Origin of the sequence: Galactobacter sp. (genome assembly GCF_022712295.1) — a bacterium.
Lineage (GTDB): Bacteria > Actinomycetota > Actinomycetes > Actinomycetales > Micrococcaceae > Galactobacter.
Map to the genome: position 1 here is coordinate 1 of NZ_JALAGT010000193.1, position 18,862 is coordinate 18,862.

At 65.4% G+C, this 18,862-nt stretch carries 17 protein-coding genes and 1 pseudogene; 4 read left to right on the forward strand and 14 right to left on the reverse strand.

Annotated elements, in window-relative coordinates; genetic code table 11:
- The 10 genes and pseudogenes from Q0A15_RS13875 to Q0A15_RS13920 form a co-directional block, all read right to left on the reverse strand.
- Nucleotides 1-635: pseudogene (locus Q0A15_RS13875) on the reverse strand (hypothetical protein); the annotation flags it as partial.
- A 137-nt stretch (nt 636-772) separates the two neighbouring features.
- A complete protein-coding gene (locus tag Q0A15_RS13880; protein WP_291280116.1) occupies nt 773-1,537 on the reverse strand; it encodes a DedA family protein in 765 nt (254 codons plus the stop codon).
- Nucleotides 1,538-1,664: 127 nt separating this feature from the next.
- Nucleotides 1,665-2,975, reverse strand: coding sequence for a thymidine phosphorylase (locus tag Q0A15_RS13885; protein WP_291280117.1), 1,311 nt, complete (start codon nt 2,973-2,975; stop codon nt 1,665-1,667).
- A 16-nt stretch (nt 2,976-2,991) separates the two neighbouring features.
- Complete coding sequence (locus tag Q0A15_RS13890) at nt 2,992-3,378, reverse strand: cytidine deaminase (RefSeq protein ID WP_291280118.1); 387 nt, start codon at nt 3,376-3,378, stop codon at nt 2,992-2,994.
- A gap of 2 nt (nt 3,379-3,380) precedes the next feature.
- Nucleotides 3,381-4,706, reverse strand: coding sequence for an ABC transporter permease (locus Q0A15_RS13895; RefSeq protein ID WP_291280119.1), 1,326 nt, complete (start codon nt 4,704-4,706; stop codon nt 3,381-3,383).
- On the reverse strand, nt 4,703-5,929 hold the full coding sequence (locus Q0A15_RS13900) for an ABC transporter permease (protein ID WP_291280120.1): 1,227 nt from the start codon (nt 5,927-5,929) through the stop codon (nt 4,703-4,705). Before Q0A15_RS13900 ends, Q0A15_RS13895 begins: the two co-directional genes overlap by 4 nt.
- Nucleotides 5,926-7,581, reverse strand: coding sequence for an ABC transporter ATP-binding protein (locus Q0A15_RS13905; protein ID WP_291280121.1), 1,656 nt, complete (start codon nt 7,579-7,581; stop codon nt 5,926-5,928). The genes Q0A15_RS13900 and Q0A15_RS13905 overlap by 4 nt, the downstream gene beginning before the upstream one ends.
- Nucleotides 7,582-7,710: 129 nt before the next feature.
- Nucleotides 7,711-8,808, reverse strand: coding sequence for a BMP family ABC transporter substrate-binding protein (locus tag Q0A15_RS13910; protein ID WP_291280131.1), 1,098 nt, complete (start codon nt 8,806-8,808; stop codon nt 7,711-7,713).
- Nucleotides 8,809-9,055: 247 nt separating this feature from the next.
- Nucleotides 9,056-10,267 (reverse strand): amidohydrolase, encoded by a 1,212-nt coding sequence (locus Q0A15_RS13915; RefSeq protein ID WP_291280122.1) that lies wholly within the window; start codon nt 10,265-10,267, stop codon nt 9,056-9,058.
- A 118-nt stretch (nt 10,268-10,385) separates the two neighbouring features.
- The gene (locus Q0A15_RS13920; RefSeq protein ID WP_291280123.1) at nt 10,386-11,498 is read right to left on the reverse strand and encodes a mannose-1-phosphate guanylyltransferase; all 1,113 of its coding nucleotides are present in this window, start codon (nt 11,496-11,498) and stop codon (nt 10,386-10,388) included.
- A gap of 320 nt (nt 11,499-11,818) precedes the next feature.
- On the opposite strand from Q0A15_RS13920, the gene sdhC reads away from it, so the two are divergent.
- The 4 genes from sdhC to Q0A15_RS13940 all read left to right on the forward strand — a co-directional run bounded on the left by sdhC (nt 11,819) and on the right by Q0A15_RS13940 (nt 15,319).
- A complete protein-coding gene (gene sdhC / locus Q0A15_RS13925; RefSeq protein WP_291280124.1) occupies nt 11,819-12,202 on the forward strand; it encodes a succinate dehydrogenase, cytochrome b556 subunit in 384 nt (127 codons plus the stop codon).
- A gap of 2 nt (nt 12,203-12,204) precedes the next feature.
- Complete coding sequence (locus Q0A15_RS13930; RefSeq protein ID WP_291280125.1) at nt 12,205-12,660, forward strand: succinate dehydrogenase hydrophobic membrane anchor subunit; 456 nt, start codon at nt 12,205-12,207, stop codon at nt 12,658-12,660.
- 95 nt (nt 12,661-12,755) lie between these two features.
- Nucleotides 12,756-14,543 carry a succinate dehydrogenase flavoprotein subunit gene (sdhA, locus tag Q0A15_RS13935; RefSeq protein ID WP_291280126.1) on the forward strand — a complete coding sequence of 596 codons (1,788 nt, stop codon included), beginning with the start codon at nt 12,756-12,758 and terminating at the stop codon, nt 14,541-14,543.
- On the forward strand, nt 14,543-15,319 hold the full coding sequence (locus Q0A15_RS13940; protein ID WP_291280127.1) for a succinate dehydrogenase iron-sulfur subunit: 777 nt from the start codon (nt 14,543-14,545) through the stop codon (nt 15,317-15,319). Before sdhA ends, Q0A15_RS13940 begins: the two co-directional genes overlap by 1 nt.
- Nucleotides 15,320-15,557: 238 nt before the next feature.
- Here Q0A15_RS13940 and Q0A15_RS13945 read toward each other — a convergent pair whose 3' ends face one another.
- From Q0A15_RS13945 to Q0A15_RS13960, 4 genes are all read right to left on the reverse strand, one after another.
- The gene (locus Q0A15_RS13945; protein ID WP_291280128.1) at nt 15,558-16,094 is read right to left on the reverse strand and encodes a 2'-5' RNA ligase family protein; all 537 of its coding nucleotides are present in this window, start codon (nt 16,092-16,094) and stop codon (nt 15,558-15,560) included.
- 14 nt (nt 16,095-16,108) lie between these two features.
- Nucleotides 16,109-17,134 (reverse strand): tryptophan--tRNA ligase, encoded by a 1,026-nt coding sequence (gene trpS, locus Q0A15_RS13950; protein ID WP_291280129.1) that lies wholly within the window; start codon nt 17,132-17,134, stop codon nt 16,109-16,111.
- 86 nt (nt 17,135-17,220) lie between these two features.
- Nucleotides 17,221-18,030 carry an exodeoxyribonuclease III gene (locus Q0A15_RS13955; protein WP_291280132.1) on the reverse strand — a complete coding sequence of 270 codons (810 nt, stop codon included), beginning with the start codon at nt 18,028-18,030 and terminating at the stop codon, nt 17,221-17,223.
- 128 nt (nt 18,031-18,158) lie between these two features.
- Nucleotides 18,159-18,689, reverse strand: a complete 531-nt coding sequence (locus tag Q0A15_RS13960; protein ID WP_291280130.1) for a hypothetical protein — start codon at nt 18,687-18,689, stop codon at nt 18,159-18,161.
- Nucleotides 18,690-18,862: the final 173 nt, after the last annotated feature.

Sequence of the window (18,862 nt, forward strand, 5' to 3'; positions counted from 1 at the left end):
ATGCAATCCGGTGCCGGGCGGACGGAGACGTGGGCATGTCTGGCCGCGCGTTCGGCCCGCTCCACCATGGTCGCCGCATCCAACTCCGCCGCCCGCTTGAACGCGGCCGCCTTCGCCGCCCCCACGGTCAGGTCAGGGAGTTGTTGGGCGAGGTCGTGGTCGATGCGGGCCTGATCCTCCGGTTCCAACACGACGGCCTCGTGGAGGACGGCTGTGAGGTGGTCTTCGGTGGCCTCACCCTTGCGGACCTGGCCCACGCATTCGGGCAAAGTGTTGGCGGCCATGCGGGCCAGCCCCACGCGTTTGCGGGAGGCATTCGGGGTGAGATGCCAGGCCGGGGAAAGATCCTGACCCGTCCCCCGCCGCGCCTGCTCGGCCAACCGCTGCCCGGTCCGCGGCGCCCTCCGCCCAGCTGGAGCCACAGCGGCCAAGTCCTCGGTCACCACGTCCCGGTACCGGTTAGCCAAATCAAGGTTCAGCGCTTCCAGCATGTTGTGCACCCGAGTCACCTGCTCGGCTGCGTCATACAGTCCGGCACGAGTGCGGGAGGCATCACCGTTCAAGAGGTCGATGACCTCCCGTAATGCCTGCATACTGTCCACCGCCAGAGCGATGGAACCGCTACCCGTTTCCATGAACCAAGTGTCCCGGAGGGGTCTGACGGTTTGATTGCGGTCAACTACCCAATGCCGGCGTGGCAGAGTGCCGGTGCGCCCGGGAACGTGCCCGCGGGAGGCGGGCACACGCCGTCGGGCATGGTGGTAGAAGAGGGTCAGACGGCGTCCGAGTTCTGTGATCCGTCCGGGGTCGTGTTGGGACGCTGCTTCACCGCGCCGTCCGTGTCCTCAGTCTCCGGCCCGCTCTCCGCCACCGCCTCTGGATCGGCGTCAGCACGGACCAGGGCGTTCCGCAGGGCCTTGGGGTATCGATGCATCACCAGAGTGTGCACCAGACGATCCAGCAGCCAGCCGAGCACAATGGCCACAGCGATGGAGAGGACGATGCCGAGCACCCTGTTGTGCTCCATCCAGTTCCCGGCCAGGGCCCCGATGGAGACCGAGTAGATTCCCCAGAGCAGGCAACCCATGCCGTCCAGGAACGCGAAGCGCTTCGCCGAGTAGCCCGTGGCACCCGCGGTGAAGTTGACGGCCACGCGGCCGATGGGCACGTAGCGGGCGGAGAAGATGAGCACCGCGCCGCGACGGCGCAACTGCCGCTCAGCGGCGTCGAACACCTTGGCCACACGTGGTCTTTGCATCCATTTGGTTCGGCGTTGGCCCAGTGCCTTACCTATGCGGAAGGCGATCTGGTCGCCCACGAAGGCCCCCGCGGCGCCGACCAGGACCAGCACCACCAGGGGGAGGAAGCCGCGCCCGACCCACACCGAGGACAACGCCACCAACAGGGATTCCGATGGAACCACGGGGAAGAAGCCGTCGATCACGCACAGCAGGAACACCACAGGCAGAACCCACCAGGCCCAGGCCGCGTGCAGCACGCCGTCGTTGATGGCGTGCATCCAATCAGTCCACGACATGGGCTGTCAGCGATGTCCTTCCAGGTGCACCGGCGTTGGCGCCCGAGGCACCCACGAATCTTTGTGTCCCCATTTTCTCCCGATCACCTGGGAACTTCATCCATTCGGGGCAGGACATGACGCCGCGTCAGGCGATGCGATCCAGGACGATGCCACGCAGCGCGGGACGATCACCCTCTGGCCCGATGATGACGCCACCCGCGAGTGCCTCACGGGCGCGGGCGAAGCGGGCCTCGTCGTCGCTCAGCAGGGTCACGAGCGGCTGGCCGCGACGAACCGTTGCCCCCGGCTTGGCATGCAGGCGGATCCCCGCGCCGGCCTGCACCGGATCATCCTTGCGCGCGCGGCCGGCACCGAGGCGCCAGGAAGCCACACCAACGCTCAGCGCATCCAGGCTCAGCAGCACGCCATCGGCTTCGGCGTAGACCACGTCCTCATGTTTGGCGGTGGGCAGCGCGGCGTTCGGGTCCCCGCCCTGAGCGGAGATCATGCGGTTCCACACGTCCATGGCCTTGCCATTGTTCAGGTTGGCCGCCACGTCCACGTCGGTGACACCTGCACCGGCCAGCATCTCCCTGGCCAGTGCCACGGTCAGCTCCACGACGTCGGCCGGACCACCACCTGCCAGGACCTCGAGGGACTCCTCGACCTCCACAGCATTGCCCACCGTGAGGCCCAACGGCGTGGACATGTCCGTCAGCAGCGCCACGGTGTTCACCCCGGCGTCGCCTCCCAGGTCCACCATGGTGCGGGCCAGCTCGCGGGCCTGCTCCTCGGTCTTCATGAACGCCCCGGATCCCACCTTGACGTCAAGCACCAAGGAACCGGTGCCCTCCGCGATCTTCTTGGACATGATGGAGGTGGCGATCAACGGGATGCACTCCACCGTGCCGGTGACGTCCCGCAGCGCGTAGAGCAGCTTGTCGGCCGGGACCAGGTCGGCGCCGGCTGCGGCCACGATGGCACCCACGTCCTCGAGCTGCGAGAACATGGCCTCGTTGCTCAGGTTGGGATTCCACCCTGAGATGGCCTCCATCTTGTCCAGCGTGCCGCCGGTGTGGCCCAGCCCGCGGCCGGAGAGCTGTGGAACCGCCACGCCGAAGGAGGCCACCAGTGGGCCCAGGGGCAGGGTGATCTTGTCTCCCACTCCGCCGGTGGAGTGCTTGTCCGCCGTGGGGATCCGCGTCCCGTCCGGGCGGGCGAGCCCGGTGTAGGAGAGCCGCTCCCCCGTCCGGATCATGGCGTCGGCCCAACGGGCGATCTCGGCACGGTCCATGCCGTTCAGGAAGATTGCCATGGCCAGCGCACTCATCTGCTCCGGCGCAACCACCCCGCGGGTGTAGGCATCCACGACCCAGTCGATCTGTTCCGGGCTCAGGGTCTTACGGTCACGCTTTGCTGCGATGACGTCGACGGCGTCGAAGGGTTCGATTGCCACAGGAATGCTCCTCAAGTCAGTTCAGGTCGGTTGGGCCGAAGGCCGCGGGCAGCAGCTGGTCAAGCGTCATCTCGCCGCGCACGCCCAGGGCCACGAAATCCGGGCCGGCATGCTCCGCCAACAGCTGGCGGCAGCGGCCGCAGGGCATGATGGTTTCGCCGCTGGCATTGACGCAGGTGAAGGCGGCCAGCTTGCCCCCGCCGGTCATCGCGAGTTCGCCAATCATGGTGCATTCGGCGCACAGCGTGACCCCGTAGCCGGCGTTCTCCACGTTGCAGCCCGATACCAGTCGGCCGTCCTCGCTCAGGCCAGCCGCACCCACCGCATACCCCGAATAGGGGGCGTAGGCGTGGCTGGTAGCAGCGACGGCGGCGGCCTTGAGGGCTTCCCAGTCCACCGTCATGGCTATTCCTTCACGTAGGGTTCGCCACTGGCCGCAGGGCCACGCGACTTACCCACCAGCCCGGCCACGACCAGGATGGTCACCAGGTAGGGCAACATCTCGAAGAACTGACTTGGCACGGGGGTCTGCAGCACGGTGACCTGCTGCCCCAGGTTGGTCGCGAAACCGAACATGAGCCCGGCCAGTGCGGCGGAGATCGGGTTCCAGCGGCCCAGGATGACGGCCGCCAAGGCGATGTAGCCGCTACCCGCGGTCATGTCTTCCTTGAACTCGTGCACCGACACCAGGGTGAAGTAGGAACCACCCAGGCCGGCCAGAGCGCCACCGATGGTGACGTTGACGAAACGCAGGGAGTTGACCTTCACGCCGAGGGTGTCTGCCGCCTTGGGATGCTCGCCGACGGCACGCGTGCGCAGTCCCCAACGTGTGCGACCCAGCGCGAACCAGACCACGAACACGGCCACGTACATCAGGTAGGCCAGCAGGGTCTGGTTGAACAGTGCGGGGCCGATCAGCGGGATCTCGCTCAGGCCCGGGATGGAGATCTTGGGCAGCGTCGGTGTGGAGTTGAAGTGGTCCTTGTTGTCACCCTCGTTGAGCACGGAGTGCAGCAGGTAGGCGGTCAGGCCTGAGACCAACACGTTGAGCACCACGCCCACGATCACCTGGTTCACGCGGTACTTGAGGCCGAAGAGCACCAGCAGCATCGAGACCAGAGCACCGGCCACGGCAGCCGCGATCATGCCGACGTACACGCTGCCGAAGGCGGTTCCGAAGAGGGCAGCGGAGAAGGCGCCGCCCAGCAGTTGGCCCTCGATGGCGATGTTGACCACGCCGGAGCGTTCGCTCATCACGCCGCCCAGGGATCCGAAGATCAGCGGGATGGAGGAGGCCACGGCCAGCACCAACAGGTTGGGCAGCTGCAGCGGCAGCGGGGGCATGTCCATGCCCGGGTCACCCATGGAGACGCACCAGGTGAGGAAGGCCGCCACGAAGAGGATGCCGAAGACCACCACGGCCCAGCCGGGGACCTTCTTGCCCCGCTTGGCCTGGAGGTAGCTCCAGACAGCGATGAGGGCCATGAGCACGCCCGTGAGCAGGCCCGTGAGCTTGCCCGAGACCGTGATGTTGGGAATCTGGATCGCGTCAGCGGCCTGGCTGACCACGAACGTGGCGTCCTTGTTGGGGCCAAGCAGGCCGAAGCCCACCAGCCCGATCAGGGCCAGGACACCCAACACGATGGTGGTTCGCCAACTACGCACCACCGGACGCTTTTCCTGCTCGGACACGTTGGCAGGATTCTGCTCGGTCTTGGCTGCGGTGCTCATGCCGCACCTCCTTCGGTGGACGCGGCAACGGTGGAGGCCAGTTTCTTCTTCCTCTTCTTGGGTCTACCGACCTTGTTGAGGCCGAAGACGGCCCGGATCAGCGGCGGGGCAGCGATGAAGAGCACGATGAGTGACTGCACCACGAGCACGATGTCGCTGGAGAGACCCACACGCTGCATCTCGATGCCACCGGCCTTGAAGGCGCCGAACAGGAGGCCGGCAAAGAAGGTACCGATGGGGGTCGAACGGCCGAGCAGGGCCACGGTGATGGCGTCGAAGCCGATCGAGGCGGCCACCGAGCCGGTGAGGCGGTGGTCCTGGGACATCAGCTGCGAGGGCGCGGCCATGCCGGCCAGGGCTCCGGCCATCAGCATGGCCACCAGGGTGACCATCTTGACGTTGATGCCTGCGGTGCGGGCCGCATGGGGGTTCTCACCCACGGCACGCAGCTGCAGGCCGAGAGTGGAGCGGCTCATGAGCCACCAGACCACGATGGTGACGATGATGGCCACCAGGAATCCCAGGTCCAGTCCACTGCCCGGGATCAGGTCAGGGTAGTGGGCGGAATCCTTGAGGTCCTTGGACACCGCACCACCGGTGGCTGAGGTCTTGAACGGCGACCCAGCCTGGGTCAGCACGAAGTTCAGCAGCTTCAGGGCCACGTAGTTGAGCATGATCGTGAGGATCACCTCGTGGGCCCCTGTGACGGCCTTCAGCCAGCCGACGATGCCACCCCAGACGGCACCACCGAGGGCAGCCATCAGGATCACCACGACGATGTGAAGCCAGGAGGGAAGGCTCCAGGCGAAGCCGGCCCAGACGCCGAAGATACCGCCCAAGATGATCTGGCCCTGAGCACCGATGTTGAACAGGCCGGAGCGGAAGGCCACGGCCACGCCAAGCCCCGTGAGGATCAGGGGCGCGGCGTTGGTCAGCGACGCGGCGATGGGCTTGAAACCCTGCTCCGGAGAGTAGATGCCGCCTTGGAAGAGCGCCACATAAGCCTTGGAGGCCGCATCCCAGGCCGCGCCGAGGGTGTCACCGGGGCGGGCGAAGAAGTACGAGGACTTCTCCCAGACGTCCTGATTGGTCAGCGCGATGATGAGGCCGCCGATGATCAGGGCCACGACCACGGCCAGGATCGAGGTGAGGGTGGAGCCGCGCACGATGCGCTGCATCAGCCCTGGCTCCTGCGCATCAGCGGTGGCTGGTTTGTTGCTCACTTCTCAGTTCCTTCCGGGTCTGCGGGAAGTTCAGACTCGTTCAATTCGATGGCGTCGGAGGTGATCACCGTGGCGGTCTCCTCGGGGCCTTCGTCCGGGGCGGCTGCGGCCACCGGACCGGGTTCCACGTCCGCGGCGGCGTCGAGCGCCTCCTGCAGGGTGCTTCCGGCCATCATCAGGCCGAGCACGTCACGCGGGGTGTCGGGCTCCACGATGCCCATCACCTTGCCGTCGAAGAGCACCGCGATGCGATCCGCGAGCGCGTACACCTCGTCCAACTCGGTGGAGACGATCAGCACAGGCGTATCCTTGTCGCGTTCGGCCACGATGCGCTCGTGCAGGAACTCGATGGAGCCCACATCCACACCTCGGGTGGGCTGGGAGGCGACGAAGAGGCTCAGCGGGCGGGAGAGCTCGCGAGCCATGACGACCTTCTGCTGGTTACCGCCGGAGAGCTGGGAGGCCAGGGACTGGATGGACTGCGCGCGGATGTCGAACTCGTCCACGAGCTCGGTGGCGTTCTTGGCGATGGCTCCCATCTTCATGGAGCCAGCCGTGGAGAACTTGGGGGTCCCGTAAACGTCCAGGACCAGGTTCTCTGCGATGGTGAAGGAACCGACCAGGCCGTCCTCGGTACGGTCCTCGGGGACGAACCCCACTCCGGCGTGAAGGACGTCGTGGGGTGTGCGGCCCAGGAGCTCACGCCCCTCGAGCTTGATGGAGCCGGTCACGTGGGCGTTGGTGAGGCCCATGATGGCCTCGGCCAATTCGGTCTGGCCGTTGCCCTGCACACCGGCCACGGCCAGGATCTCGCCCTTCGAGATGTCCAGGCTGATGCCGTCCACCGGCCGCTGCCCGCTGCGGTCAGCGACCACCAGGTCACGGATGGAGAACGTGGCCTCGCCCGGCTCGGCCGGAGCCTTGTCCACCTTCAGGGACACGTCATGGCCCACCATCATCGCGGCCAGCTCCGACTGCTCCGCTGTGGGCTCTGCGTCCCCGACCACCTGGCCGCGACGGATCACGGTGATCACGTCCGAGACGGCCTTGACCTCGCGCAGCTTGTGGGAGATGAACACGATGGAGGTACCGGAGGACGCGAGGTCCCTCATGATCGCCAGGAGTTCGTCGGTCTCCTGCGGCGTCAGCACGGCGGTGGGCTCATCCAGGATGAGCACCTTGGCCTGGCGTACCAGAGCCTTGATGATCTCCACGCGTTGCTGCACGCCCACCGGGAGGTCCTCGACGATGGCGTCGGGATCCACACCGAATCCGTAGCGGTCGGAGATCTCCTTGATCTTGCGCCGCGTCTCCTTGAGGCTCAACAGCCCGGCCGATGTGGACTCCGCGCCCAACGCGACGTTCTCGGCCACGGTGAAGACCGGGACCAGCATGAAGTGCTGGTGGACCATGCCGATGCCCGCCGCCATGGCGTCGCCCGGCCCCTCGAAGTGCATCGGCACCTCGTCGACCAGGATGCGCCCGGCGGTGGGTTCGTACAGGCCGTAGAGCACGTTCATCAGGGTGGATTTCCCTGCGCCGTTCTCGCCCAACAAGGCGTGGATCTGTCCGGGTTCCACGGTCAAGGAGATGTCCTTGTTGGCGTAGAAGTCACCGAACGCTTTGGAGATGTTCTCGAGTTCGAGTTTCACGTGGGATGTATCCGCTCGTTGGGGTCAAACAGGGGGACCGTGTGCGGCCGCTTCCGGGCCGGGGACAGACAGCGGGTGCCATCCACCACGGGTTGCGTGGTGGATGGCACCCGTGTCACACCATCCGAGTTACTTGGAGGAACCGACCTTCAGATCACCGGAGATGATCTGGGCCTTGATGTCATCCAGCTGCTTCTTGGTCTCATCGGAGACCTCGGAGTCGAAGTCGTGGAACGGGGCAAGCGCCACGCCTTCGTTCTCCAGGGTGCCGACGTAGGGCTCGTTGGAGAACTTGCCGTCGATGGCCTCGTTGGTCACGTCCTCCACGGTCTTGTCCATGGCCTTGATGACGGAGGTCAGCATGATCTTCTTGTACTTCGGAGCGGACTTGTAACCATCGGCGTCCACCCACACGGCCTTGACGTCGTTGCCCTGATCCTTGGACTCCTGGATGGAGGAGAGTGCGCCAAGGCCGACCGGACCGGCCACGGGCATGATGATGTCCGCACCCTGAGCCAGCAGGTTGGCGGTGATGGACTTGCCCTTGTCCTGGTTCTCGAAGTCGCCGACGAACGTGCCGTCCTGCTTCTTGGTGTTCCAGCCAAGGACCTGGACGTTCTTGTCGTTGTCCTCGTTGTACTTGGCAACGCCCTCGGCGAAGCCCTCCATGAAGATGGTCACGGTGGGGATCTTCATGCCGCCGAAGGTACCGACCTTGTTGGTCTTGGTCTGAGCCGCAGACAGGTAGCCGGCCAGGTAGGCGGCCTCATCGGTCTGGTAGGTCAGGTTCTTGATGTTGTCCGCCTTGGCGGAGTCGTCATCCAGGAGCGCGAAGTGAGCATCCGGGTTGGCGTCCGCTGCTTCCTTGGTGGCCTTGGCCAGGTTGAAGCCCACGGAGTAGGTGATGTCGCACTTGTTCTTGACCATGCCGTCCAGGTTCGGCTTGAAGTCGGAGTCGTCCTTGGACTCGGCTTCCTTGATCTGGATCTGGCGGGAGGCCTCCACCTGCTTCAGCCCCTCGTAGGAGGTCTGGTTGAAGGACTGGTCGTCGAATCCACCCGAGTCGGAGACGATGCAACCGATGAAGTCGGTGGCCGGCTCACCCTTGGGTGCCGAGGTCGAGGAGCCGGAATCGGCGGAGTCGGACCCCTTCGAGTCTTCAGGGGCGGAACCACACGCTGCAAGAACGAGCGCTGCGATTCCGAGAACGGACGCGGCAGCGCCCATACGGGTACGGGTGGTCTTCAAAAGAGCCTCCTGGTCGGCGATGCGGGCGGTGCTATTCCCACCTCAGGGGTAAGCACCTGGACCAGGATACCCCGGAATATGAAGCACTATGAATGCCACGAGATGCATGAACCGGGCGAAATGTGCTTGTCACATGTCGAGGCATGGCCCGCGTACACAAGGATGCCCGACGGCGGGACTCGCGTCCCGCCGTCGGGCATGGATCCGGGGTTGCTGCCCCGCGCCGTCAGCGCGGGCTGACGCCCGCGTTGCGCTCCGCGACCGCGCGCAAGGCGGAGGCGGTCATGATCCGTACGCCCACCCCGATGGCGCGCTCATCCGGGTTGTAATTGCCCTGATGCAGGTCGTATTCCGGTCCGTCCGGGCGCCGTGTTCCCAGGCGGAACATGGCACCGGGACGCTCCTGGGTCATCCAGGCGAAGTCCTCGCCCCCCATGGACTGGCCGATCAGCTCGATGGCGTCCGCACCGATCTCGCCGCGGGCGGCCTCCTCGATCAGGGCCGTCTCCTCCGGAGTGTTCACCACAGGAGGCACGCCACGGATGTGTTCCAGGTCCACCTTGACGTTGTACGGGGCGGCGACCTGGGCCACGACCTCGTCCAACAGCTCTCCGGCGGACTCCCAGGCCTTGCCGTCCAGGCAGCGCATGGTGCCAGAGAGCGTGCCGACGCTGGGGATCGCGTTCGGGGCATTGCCTGCGTTGATCTGTCCCCACACCACGGACACCGCGGAGCGGACGTCGATGCGGCGGGAGAGCACGGCCGGCACACCGACGGCGATCTGGCTCAACGCGAAGACCAGGTCCTCGGTCAGGTGCGGACGCGACGTGTGGCCGCCGCGGCCCACCAGGCGGATGCGGATGGTGTCGGAGGCGGAGGTGATGGCACCGATGCGGGTGGCGATGTGGCCAACAGGGACGCGCGGTTCGCAATGCAGGGCGAGCACCCGCGGGACGTCGCCCAGCAGTCCCTGCTCGATGACGGACTTGGCGCCACCGGGCATGCGTTCCTCTGCGGGCTGGAAGAGGATGCGCACGCGGCCGTGGAGCAGACCCTGGTCGTGGAGGTCCTTCAGCGCAAGCGCCGTACCGAGCTGCACCGTGGTGTGGATGTCGTGGCCGCAGGCGTGGCACACGCCGGGGTTCGTGGAGGCGTACTCCAGGCCGGTCTTCTCGGTGAGCGGCAGGGCGTCGATATCGGCACGCAGGCCGATGGCGAGGTCGCCCTCACCGATCTCCACCCAGGCACCTGTACCGCTCATACGGTGCGGGGTCAGGCCGGCCGCCGTGAGGACCTCGATGATCTTCCCCGTAGTGCGCTCTTCCTGGAAGGACAGCTCCGGGTGGGCGTGGACGTCACGCCGGAAAGCGATCAGCTCATCGAGATGACGTTCCACGACGGGCCCCACCTTGGGCACCTGGATGACTTCCTTGACCACGACTGTTCTCCATATTCCTGCTGCAGGTTTCCGTTGCTGTCAGTCTATGCATGCGGTGACGTCGGTTATGCCGGGGATTCCGGGTGCCGGGGGTTCAGGCACTCCGGAGTTCACGCGTTCAGAGCACGTCGGTCTCACCGTGGGCCTTGAGCGCCTCCACCGCACCCTTGACCTGCTGTGCGTGATCCTTGGTGGTCACCAGGAGCGCGTCGGGGGTGTCCACCACCACCACGTCGTCGATCCCGATCAGGGCGATGACACGCTTGGTATCGGAGACCACGATGCCGCTGGCCTGATCCACATAGACGCGGGCACCCTCACCCAGAACGGTGGTGCCGGTCTCGTCCGCAGCAGGATTTAGTCGGCCGAGTGCGGCGAAGTCCCCCACGTCGTCCCAGGTGAAGTCGCCCGGGACCACGGCCACGTCTCCTGCTGCGGCCGCCGGTTCCGCAACGGCATAGTCGATGGCAATGCCGGGCAGCGTGGGCCACACTTCCTCGATGACGTGGTCCCGGTGCTCCGTGTCCCATGCGTCCGCGATCTTCTCCACGCCTGCGGCCAGCTCGGGCTGATTGGCGCGGAGGTGCTTGAGCATCAGTGCAACGGGAGCCACGAACATGCCGGCGTTCCAGAGGAACTGCCCGGATGCGAGGTACTGCTGCGCAGCCTCCTCTTCCGGCTTCTCCACGAATTCTGCGACGTTGCGCCCGTTCGGGGCGCCCTCCACGTCCAGGGGTTCCCCGCAGCGGATGTACCCGAAGCCGGTGGAGGGATAGGTCGGGGTGATGCCGATGGTGACGATCTTGTCGGTCGCGGCGATCCTGACCGCTTCCACCACAGACTGCTGGAATGCCTCGACGGGGACGATCACCTGGTCGGCCGCGAAGGAGCCCATGATGGTGTCCGGATCGCGGCGATACAGGATGGCGGCTGCCAGTCCGATGGCGGCGGCCGAATCTTTCGGGGAAGGCTCGAGGACCAGGTTTCCCACCGTGAGTGCAGGGAGCTGGGCGCTCACCGCCGCACCGTGGGCGCGGCCGGTCACCACCATGATGCTGTTCCCCGCCAAGGGCGTCAGCCGATCATAGGTGGACCGGATCAGGGCGGTACCCGATCCGGTGAGGTCATGGAGGAACTTGGGCGCGGCCGCACGGGACAACGGCCACAGCCGGGTCCCGGTCCCCCCAGCGGGGATGACGGCATGAAAACGCTCCAACAGCGGCTCATTCATTGGATTCACGGTACCGGACGGGGCCCTCACACCCACATTCACGTCCGGCGCTAATCCTCCATTCCGCGTATGTCAACCATGCGCGCTGAGAATGGGTCCGAAATAGCCTCACCTGCATTAATTACGATACCTCAAAAGCCTGTTATACCGCGCCATGGAACCGAAATAGGAAACATGGGTGACGCTCGCCACATGAAGTCACGCAGAAGCATGAACATCGCTCGAAAGTGGTCTAGGATCGGCCTGAAAAGCTCACATCGGGAAGCACCCTCACCTGCGTGGACCAACCACGCGCCCGGTGGAGGCATGGAGGTATTTACGTGTCGAAGGCATCTTCCGGCACCCTTTACCGCGGCCGTGAAGGCATGTGGTCATGGGTTGGACACCGAGTCACCGGTGTCGTCATCTTCTTCTTCCTGTTGGTCCACGTTCTGGACACCGCGCTGGTACGCGTCAGCCCCGGCGCATACGACGCAGTCATCGAGGCCTACAAGAACCCCCTGATGGCCATCGGCGAGTTCGCGCTCGTCGCCGCCATCCTGTTCCACGCCTTCAACGGCCTGCGCCTGATCCTCGTCGACTTCCTCAAGCAGGGCCCCAAGATCCAGAAGGCCCTCTTCTGGACCGTCATGGTCGTCTGGGTCGTCTTCGTGGTGGCCTTCGGCGCCCGTCACCTCACCCTTGCATTCACGGGAGGCAACTGATCATGACCGCACAGATCGACGCACCGCGCTCCCAGCGGATTGACCCCAAGTACAACCGCTCTCGCAAGTCTCGCACCAACTTCGAGATGATCGCATGGCTGTTCATGCGCATCTCCGGTGTCATCCTGATCGTCCTGATCTTCGGCCACCTGTTCACCAACCTGCTGGTCGGCGACGGTGTGCACGCCATCGACTGGGGCTTCGTTGCCGGTAAGTGGGCCAGCCCCCTGTGGCAGATCTGGGATCTGGCCATGTTGTGGTTCGCCATGCTGCACGGCACCAATGGTGTTCGCACCATCATCAACGACTATGCAGAGAAGGACCGCACGCGGTTCTGGCTCAAGGGCATCCTCTACATCGTCACGGCGTTCATCATCATCCTCGGCACCCTGGTGATCTTCACCTTTGACCCTTGCATGGTCACTGGTAAGGAATACGGCTTCTGCCCCGCCGGCTGAGTCGGCCGGTGACCTCTCTTGACCGGGGCCACCGCAACCGAGCAGCCAAACCCACTTGGGTACAAGAAGACATGATCTTTTAAGGAATCACACGAATGCAGGTACATCAGTACGACGTCGTGATCGTCGGAGCCGGCGGAGCCGGCATGCGCGCCGCCATCGAGGCCGGCCAGCGCGCCCACACCGCGGTCCTGACCAAGCTCTACCCCACCCGTTCCCACACCGGCGCGGCTCAGGGCGGCATGTGCGCAGCCCTCGCCAACGTCGAGGAGGACAACTGGGAGTGGCACACGTTCGACACCATCAAGGGTGGCGACTACCTCGTTGACCAGGACGCAGCCGAGGTCATGGCCAAGGAGGCCATCGACGCCGTGCTGGACCTGGAGCACATGGGTCTTCCCTTCAACCGCACCCCTGAGGGCAAGATCGACCAGCGCCGCTTCGGTGGTCACACCCGTGACCACGGCAAGTCCCCCGTGCGTCGCGCCTGCTACGCGGCAGACCGCACCGGCCACATGATCCTCCAGACCCTCTACCAGAACTGCGTGAAGCACAACGTCGAGTTCTACAACGAGGTCTACGTGTTGGACGTCCTCATCACCGAGGAAGCAGCCAAGCGCGAGGACGGCACGGAGTACCAGCAGAAGCGCGTCTCCGGTGTGGTCACCTACGACCTCTCCACCGGCGAGATCGCCACCTTCCAGGCCAAGGCCGTGGTTTTCGCCACCGGTGGTGCAGGCAAGGTCTTCAAGACCACCTCCAACGCCCACACCCTGACCGGTGACGGCATGGCCATGATCTACCGCCGCGGTATCCCGCTGGAGGACATGGAGTTCGTGCAGTTCCATCCCACCGGCCTGGCCGGCCTGGGCATCCTGCTCTCCGAGGCAGCCCGTGGTGAGGGCGCCGTGCTGCGTAACTCCGAGGGTGAGCGCTTCATGGAGCGCTACGCCCCCACCATCAAGGACTTGGCTCCCCGTGACATCGTGGCCCGCTCCATGGCCAACGAAGTCCGCGAGGGTCGCGGTTGCGGCCCCCACAAGGACTACGTCTACCTGGACCTGACCCACCTGGAACCGGCCCACATCGATGCCAAGCTCCCCGACATCACCGAGTTCGCTCGCACCTACCTGGGTGTGGAGCCCTACACCGAGCCCGTCCCGGTGTTCCCCACCGCCCACTACGTGATGGGTGGCGTGCCTACCAACATCAAGGGCGAGGTGCTGCAGGACAACGACACCGTGGTCCCCGGCCTCTACGCCGCCGGTGAGGTGGCCTGCGTGTCCGTGCACGGCTCCAACCGCCTCGGCACCAACTCACTGCTGGACATCAACGTGTTCGGTAAGCGCTCCGGCATCAACGCCGCCAAGTACGCCGCAACGGCAGAGTTCGTGGAGCTCCCCGAGAACCCCACGGCCTTCGTCGAGGAGCAGGTCGCTCACGTGCGCGACAACGACGGCCCGGAGCGCGTCGGCGCCATCCGCAAGGACCTGCAGGAGACCATGGACGCCAACATGCAGGTGTTCCGCTCCGGCGACACCATCGCCCAGGCCCTCTCCGACATCGAGTCCCTGCGCGAGCGCTACAACAACATCGGCATCCAGGACAAGGGCAAGCGCTTCAACCTCGACCTGCTCGAGGCCATCGAGCTGGGCTTCCTGTTGGATCTCGCCGAGGTCATGACCGTCTCCGCCCTGCACCGTCACGAGTCCCGCGGCGGCCACTTCCGCGAGGATTACCCCAAGCGCGATGACGAGAACTTCATGAAGCACACCATGATCTACAAGGATGATGAGGCTGAGACCGAGGGCATCAAGGGTATGCGCTTCGACACCAAGCCGGTCATCTTCACCCGCTACGAGCCCATGGAGCGTAAGTACTGATGAGCACTGCAGTCGCCGAACCCGCATCCAAGGTCGAGCTCAACGCCGGCACCGCGGGTGCCGTCGAGTCCTTCGACATCACCCTCAAGGTCCGCCGCTACAACCCCGAGGTCTCCGAGGAGGCCACCTGGGACGAGTTCCAGCTGACCATGTACGGCACCGACCGTGTGCTGGACGCCCTCCACACCGTGAAGTGGGAGCAGGACGGCTCGCTGTCCTTCCGCCGCTCCTGCGCACACGGCGTGTGCGGCTCCGATGCCATGCGCATCAACGGCCGTAACCGCCTGGCCTGCAAGACCCTCCTCAAGGACCTGGACACGTCCAAGCCCATCACTGTGGAGCCCATCAAGGGCCTGCCGTGCGAGAAGGACCTGATCGTGGACATGGAGCCCTTCTTCCAGTCCTACCGCGAGGTCATGCCGTTCCTGATCACCAAGGGACACCAGCCGGCCAAGGAGCGCCTGCAGTCCGCCGAGGACCGCGAGCGCTTCGACGACACGACCAAGTGCATCCTGTGCGCAGCCTGCACCACGTCCTGCCCCGTGTTCTGGACCGACGGCCAGTACTTCGGCCCGGCCGCCATCGTGAACGCTCACCGCTTCATCTTCGACTCCCGTGACGAGGCCTCCGACCTGCGTCTCGAGGTGCTCAACGACAAGGAAGGCGTGTGGCGCTGCCGCACCACCTTCAACTGCACCGAGGCATGCCCCCGTGGCATCCAGGTCACCAAGGCCATCTCCGAGGTCAAGCAGGCCATCCTGCACCGCACCGTCTGAGACCGGCCTGACGCGCCTCACTCGCGCTCACGTGAGAAGGGCCCCGGAACTCATCACGAGTTCCGGGGCCCTTCTCTGTAGCCGCTGCGCGCTTCCCAGCAGTCTTGCCCTTCCAACCCATCAGGCCCCTAGGAACGCGCGTGTCTCAATTGGTTGAACGGGCAATTCTGGCGCAAGGTTGGGCTCGAGGGGCGAAACCCTGCCTCAGCGTGGAGGCCCGGCCCACGGACGGAAATACTCAGCCGCCCAAGGCCACCGTCTCAAGCAATTCCCACTCCTCCGGTGTCGCGTCGGCCGGCGCCGCATACACGGATAGCGAGTCGGCGAAGAGCCACCAGCGCTCCAACGAGTGGGACAGTGCAGCGGCATCCAGTGCGGCATCATCCACGTGCTGGGCCAGCGTCACGTGCGGCACGTACGGGTACTCGCTCGAGGCTTCCAGCGGGCCCGACTGCAGCGCCACGTGCAGCTGCATGCACTCGTCCACACCCTCCACCACAGCCGCATAGACCACGGGCGTCACCGGGCGGAACGTTCCTGCCCCCTGGACAAGCAGATTGAACGGTGCCGTGGCCGCGGCCACCGAGCGGACATGCTCCAATGCGGCAGCCCAGTCCCCCACTTGGACGCCGGTGACCAGCGTCAGGTGAGGCTCGAGTGCGGCCAAGGGGTCCCCGGCCTGACGCCTCACGGTGCGCAACCGTTCGGCGCGGGGTTCCGGTACGCGGATCACCACGCCGATCCTGTCGGCAGCAGCGGAGGTCGGGGACGCCATCGTGGTGCCTTCCCTCAGGCCCGGCCGAGCGGCGGCAAGAAGCCCACCGCGTCGTACACGGAAGCCAAGGTCGCGGAGGCGACCTCGCGGGCCTTGGCCGCGCCCCGGGCGAGGATGCGATCGATCTCTGCCGGATCGTCGAGCAGTTCAAGCGTGCGGGTCCGGACGGGCTCCAGTGCGGCGACCACGGCGTCGGCAACATCCACCTTCAGGTGCCCGTACATCTTGCCCTCGTAGGAGGCCACGAGTTCCGGCACCGGCGTACCCGTCACCACGGAGAGCATGGAGAGGAGATTGGAGACGCCCGGCTTGGTCTCGCGGTCGAAGGCCACCACGTTGCCGTCATCCGTCACGGCGGACTTGATGCGCTTGGCGATCACCTTCGGCGTGTCCAGGATATTGATGCGGCCGTTCGGGGACGCCGAGGACTTGGACATCTTCGAGGTGGGATCCTGCAGGTCGTAGACCTTGGCACCCTCGGCCGGGATGAAGGGCTCCGGGACCACGAAGGTCTCGCCGTAACGGTGGTTGAAGCGCTGCGCCAGCGTACGCGTGAGTTCCACGTGCTGCTTCTGGTCGGCGCCCACCGGCACCTGATTGGCCTGGTACAGGAGGATGTCGGCAGCCATCAGCACGGGGTAGGTGAACAGGCCGACGTTGGTGGAGTCCTGACCGTAGCGCACCGACTTGTCCTTGAACTGCGTCATGCGGGAGGCCTCACCGAACCCGGTGATGCAGTTGAGGACCCAGGCCAGCTCCGCGTGCTCGGGCACATGGGACTGGACGAAGAGGGTTGAGCGCTCCACGTCGATGCCGCCGGCGATGTACTGCGCCACCGTGGTGCGCGTGCGGTTGGCCAGATCCGTGCCACCGTCAGGGGAGGTGATGGAGTGGAGGTCGGGGATGAAGTAGAACGCATCCGACGTGTCTTGCAGCTTGACGAAGTTCACCAGCGCGCCCAGGTAGTTGCCCAGGTGCAGGGAGTCCGCCGAGGGCTGCATACCGGAGAGGATGCGCGGTTCGGAATTCTCGGAAGTCATGAGGAGTGAATCCTTAAATCAAAGTTTTTGGCTCGGCTCCCGGCGCTCAGCGCGCGGTGTGAACGCGTGCGAGCGGCCGGGGCCGATCAGAACTGGTAGTCAACGACGAGGGGTGCGTGGTCGGAGAAACGCGTGTCGTAGGAGTCGGCGCGATCCACCACGGCGCGAACGGCGCGGGAGGCAAGGTCCGGAGTGGCCATCTGGTAGTCGATGCGCCAACCGGTGTCGTTGTCGAAGGCCTTCCCGCGCCACGACCACCAGGTGAAGGGTCCGTCGACCTCGCCCGCCAGTTGGCGCGCGACGTCGCGGAACCCGATCTCCTCACCGAAGAAGCGGTCGAAGTAGGCACGTTCCTCCGGCAGGAAGCCCGAGCGCTTGACGTTGCCCTTCCAGTTCTTGATGTCCAGTTTGGTGTGGCCAACGTTCATGTCGCCCACCAGCAGCACGTCGCGGCCGGATGCGGCCAGAGCGGGCAGCTTGGTGGTCATGGTGTCCAGGAAGCGGTACTTGTCCACCTGCTTGGGTGTGTCCACCTCACCGGAGTGCACATAGACACTTGCGACGGTCAGGGGCGTGCCATTGATCGTGAAGTCGGCCTCGACCCAACGGCCCGAGGTCGCGAAGTAGTCCTCGCCGATCCCGACGCGGGTCGCCTCCGGCTTCTCGCGGGAGGCGATCAGCACGCCGGCGCGGCCCTTGGCCTCGGCCTCGGCGTGGATGACGTGCCAGTCCTCTGCCAGGAAGTCGTTGACGATCTTGTCGGGAGCGCGGACCTCCTGCATGCACAGGATATCGATGTCGCGCTCGGCCACCCAGTGCTCCATGTGGCGCTTGTACGCGGCACGGATCCCGTTGACGTTGACCGTGGCGATCCGCGTCGCGGTGCCCTTGTCCACAGAGGGCGGGAAGGTGGGCAGGGGAATCTCGGCGTTCGCAGTCACGCACCCATTCTAATGCCCGACGGCGTTTGCTCGCCTCAGCGCGTTACGCGCCGGGGGCGCGGCACACGCGCCGTGAGCTCGCATCACTCGTCGATGATCTCGCCGTCAACGCTCTGGGCCTTACGGTCCTTGCGGCGCTGGTTGATCATGTCGCGGGCGTTCGTTGCGGTGATCTGGATGGTCTCCAGCGCACGATTGACCTGGTCGCGCGAGGATTCGTCCTCCTGCCCCAGATACTTGATGACCTGGCCGTGCTGCACCTGGATGATCTTGAAGGAGTGATCCAGTTTCAGCTCGTGGTTACGTTCTTCCTCGTCGATGACGCCCACGGTGGTCCCGGAGGTACGTGCGGCGAGGTTTGCATTGGTGTCGTCCCACTTCTTGCCCACTGCTCGTGCCCCACGACGGATCACAACGAGGGCAACGATCGCGAAGATCAGCCACGCTGCGATGAGGAAGGCGACGATCCAGCCAACCACCTCGTTCTGGTTCGCTGCGAAGAGCACGGAGACGAAGAGCAGCACCACGATGGCGCCGACCGCCAGCGGGCCCATGATGGAGCGACGCTGTCCATTGGCGGGGTTGGACACGGAACCGGTGACGATCTCAGGCATGGACCCATTGTCTCAAACCCGGTGCGCGCAGAGGGACGCGGTTCGCTGCAGGTGGAACGGTGCTGACTTACCCTCTCCCCCCAGGCTTTCCGTCACCGCAGCCTGCTTCCCAGCACCCCACCGGTGCTCCCCCAGGCTTTCTGTCACAGCCACCCACATCCCGCCTCCCGCAC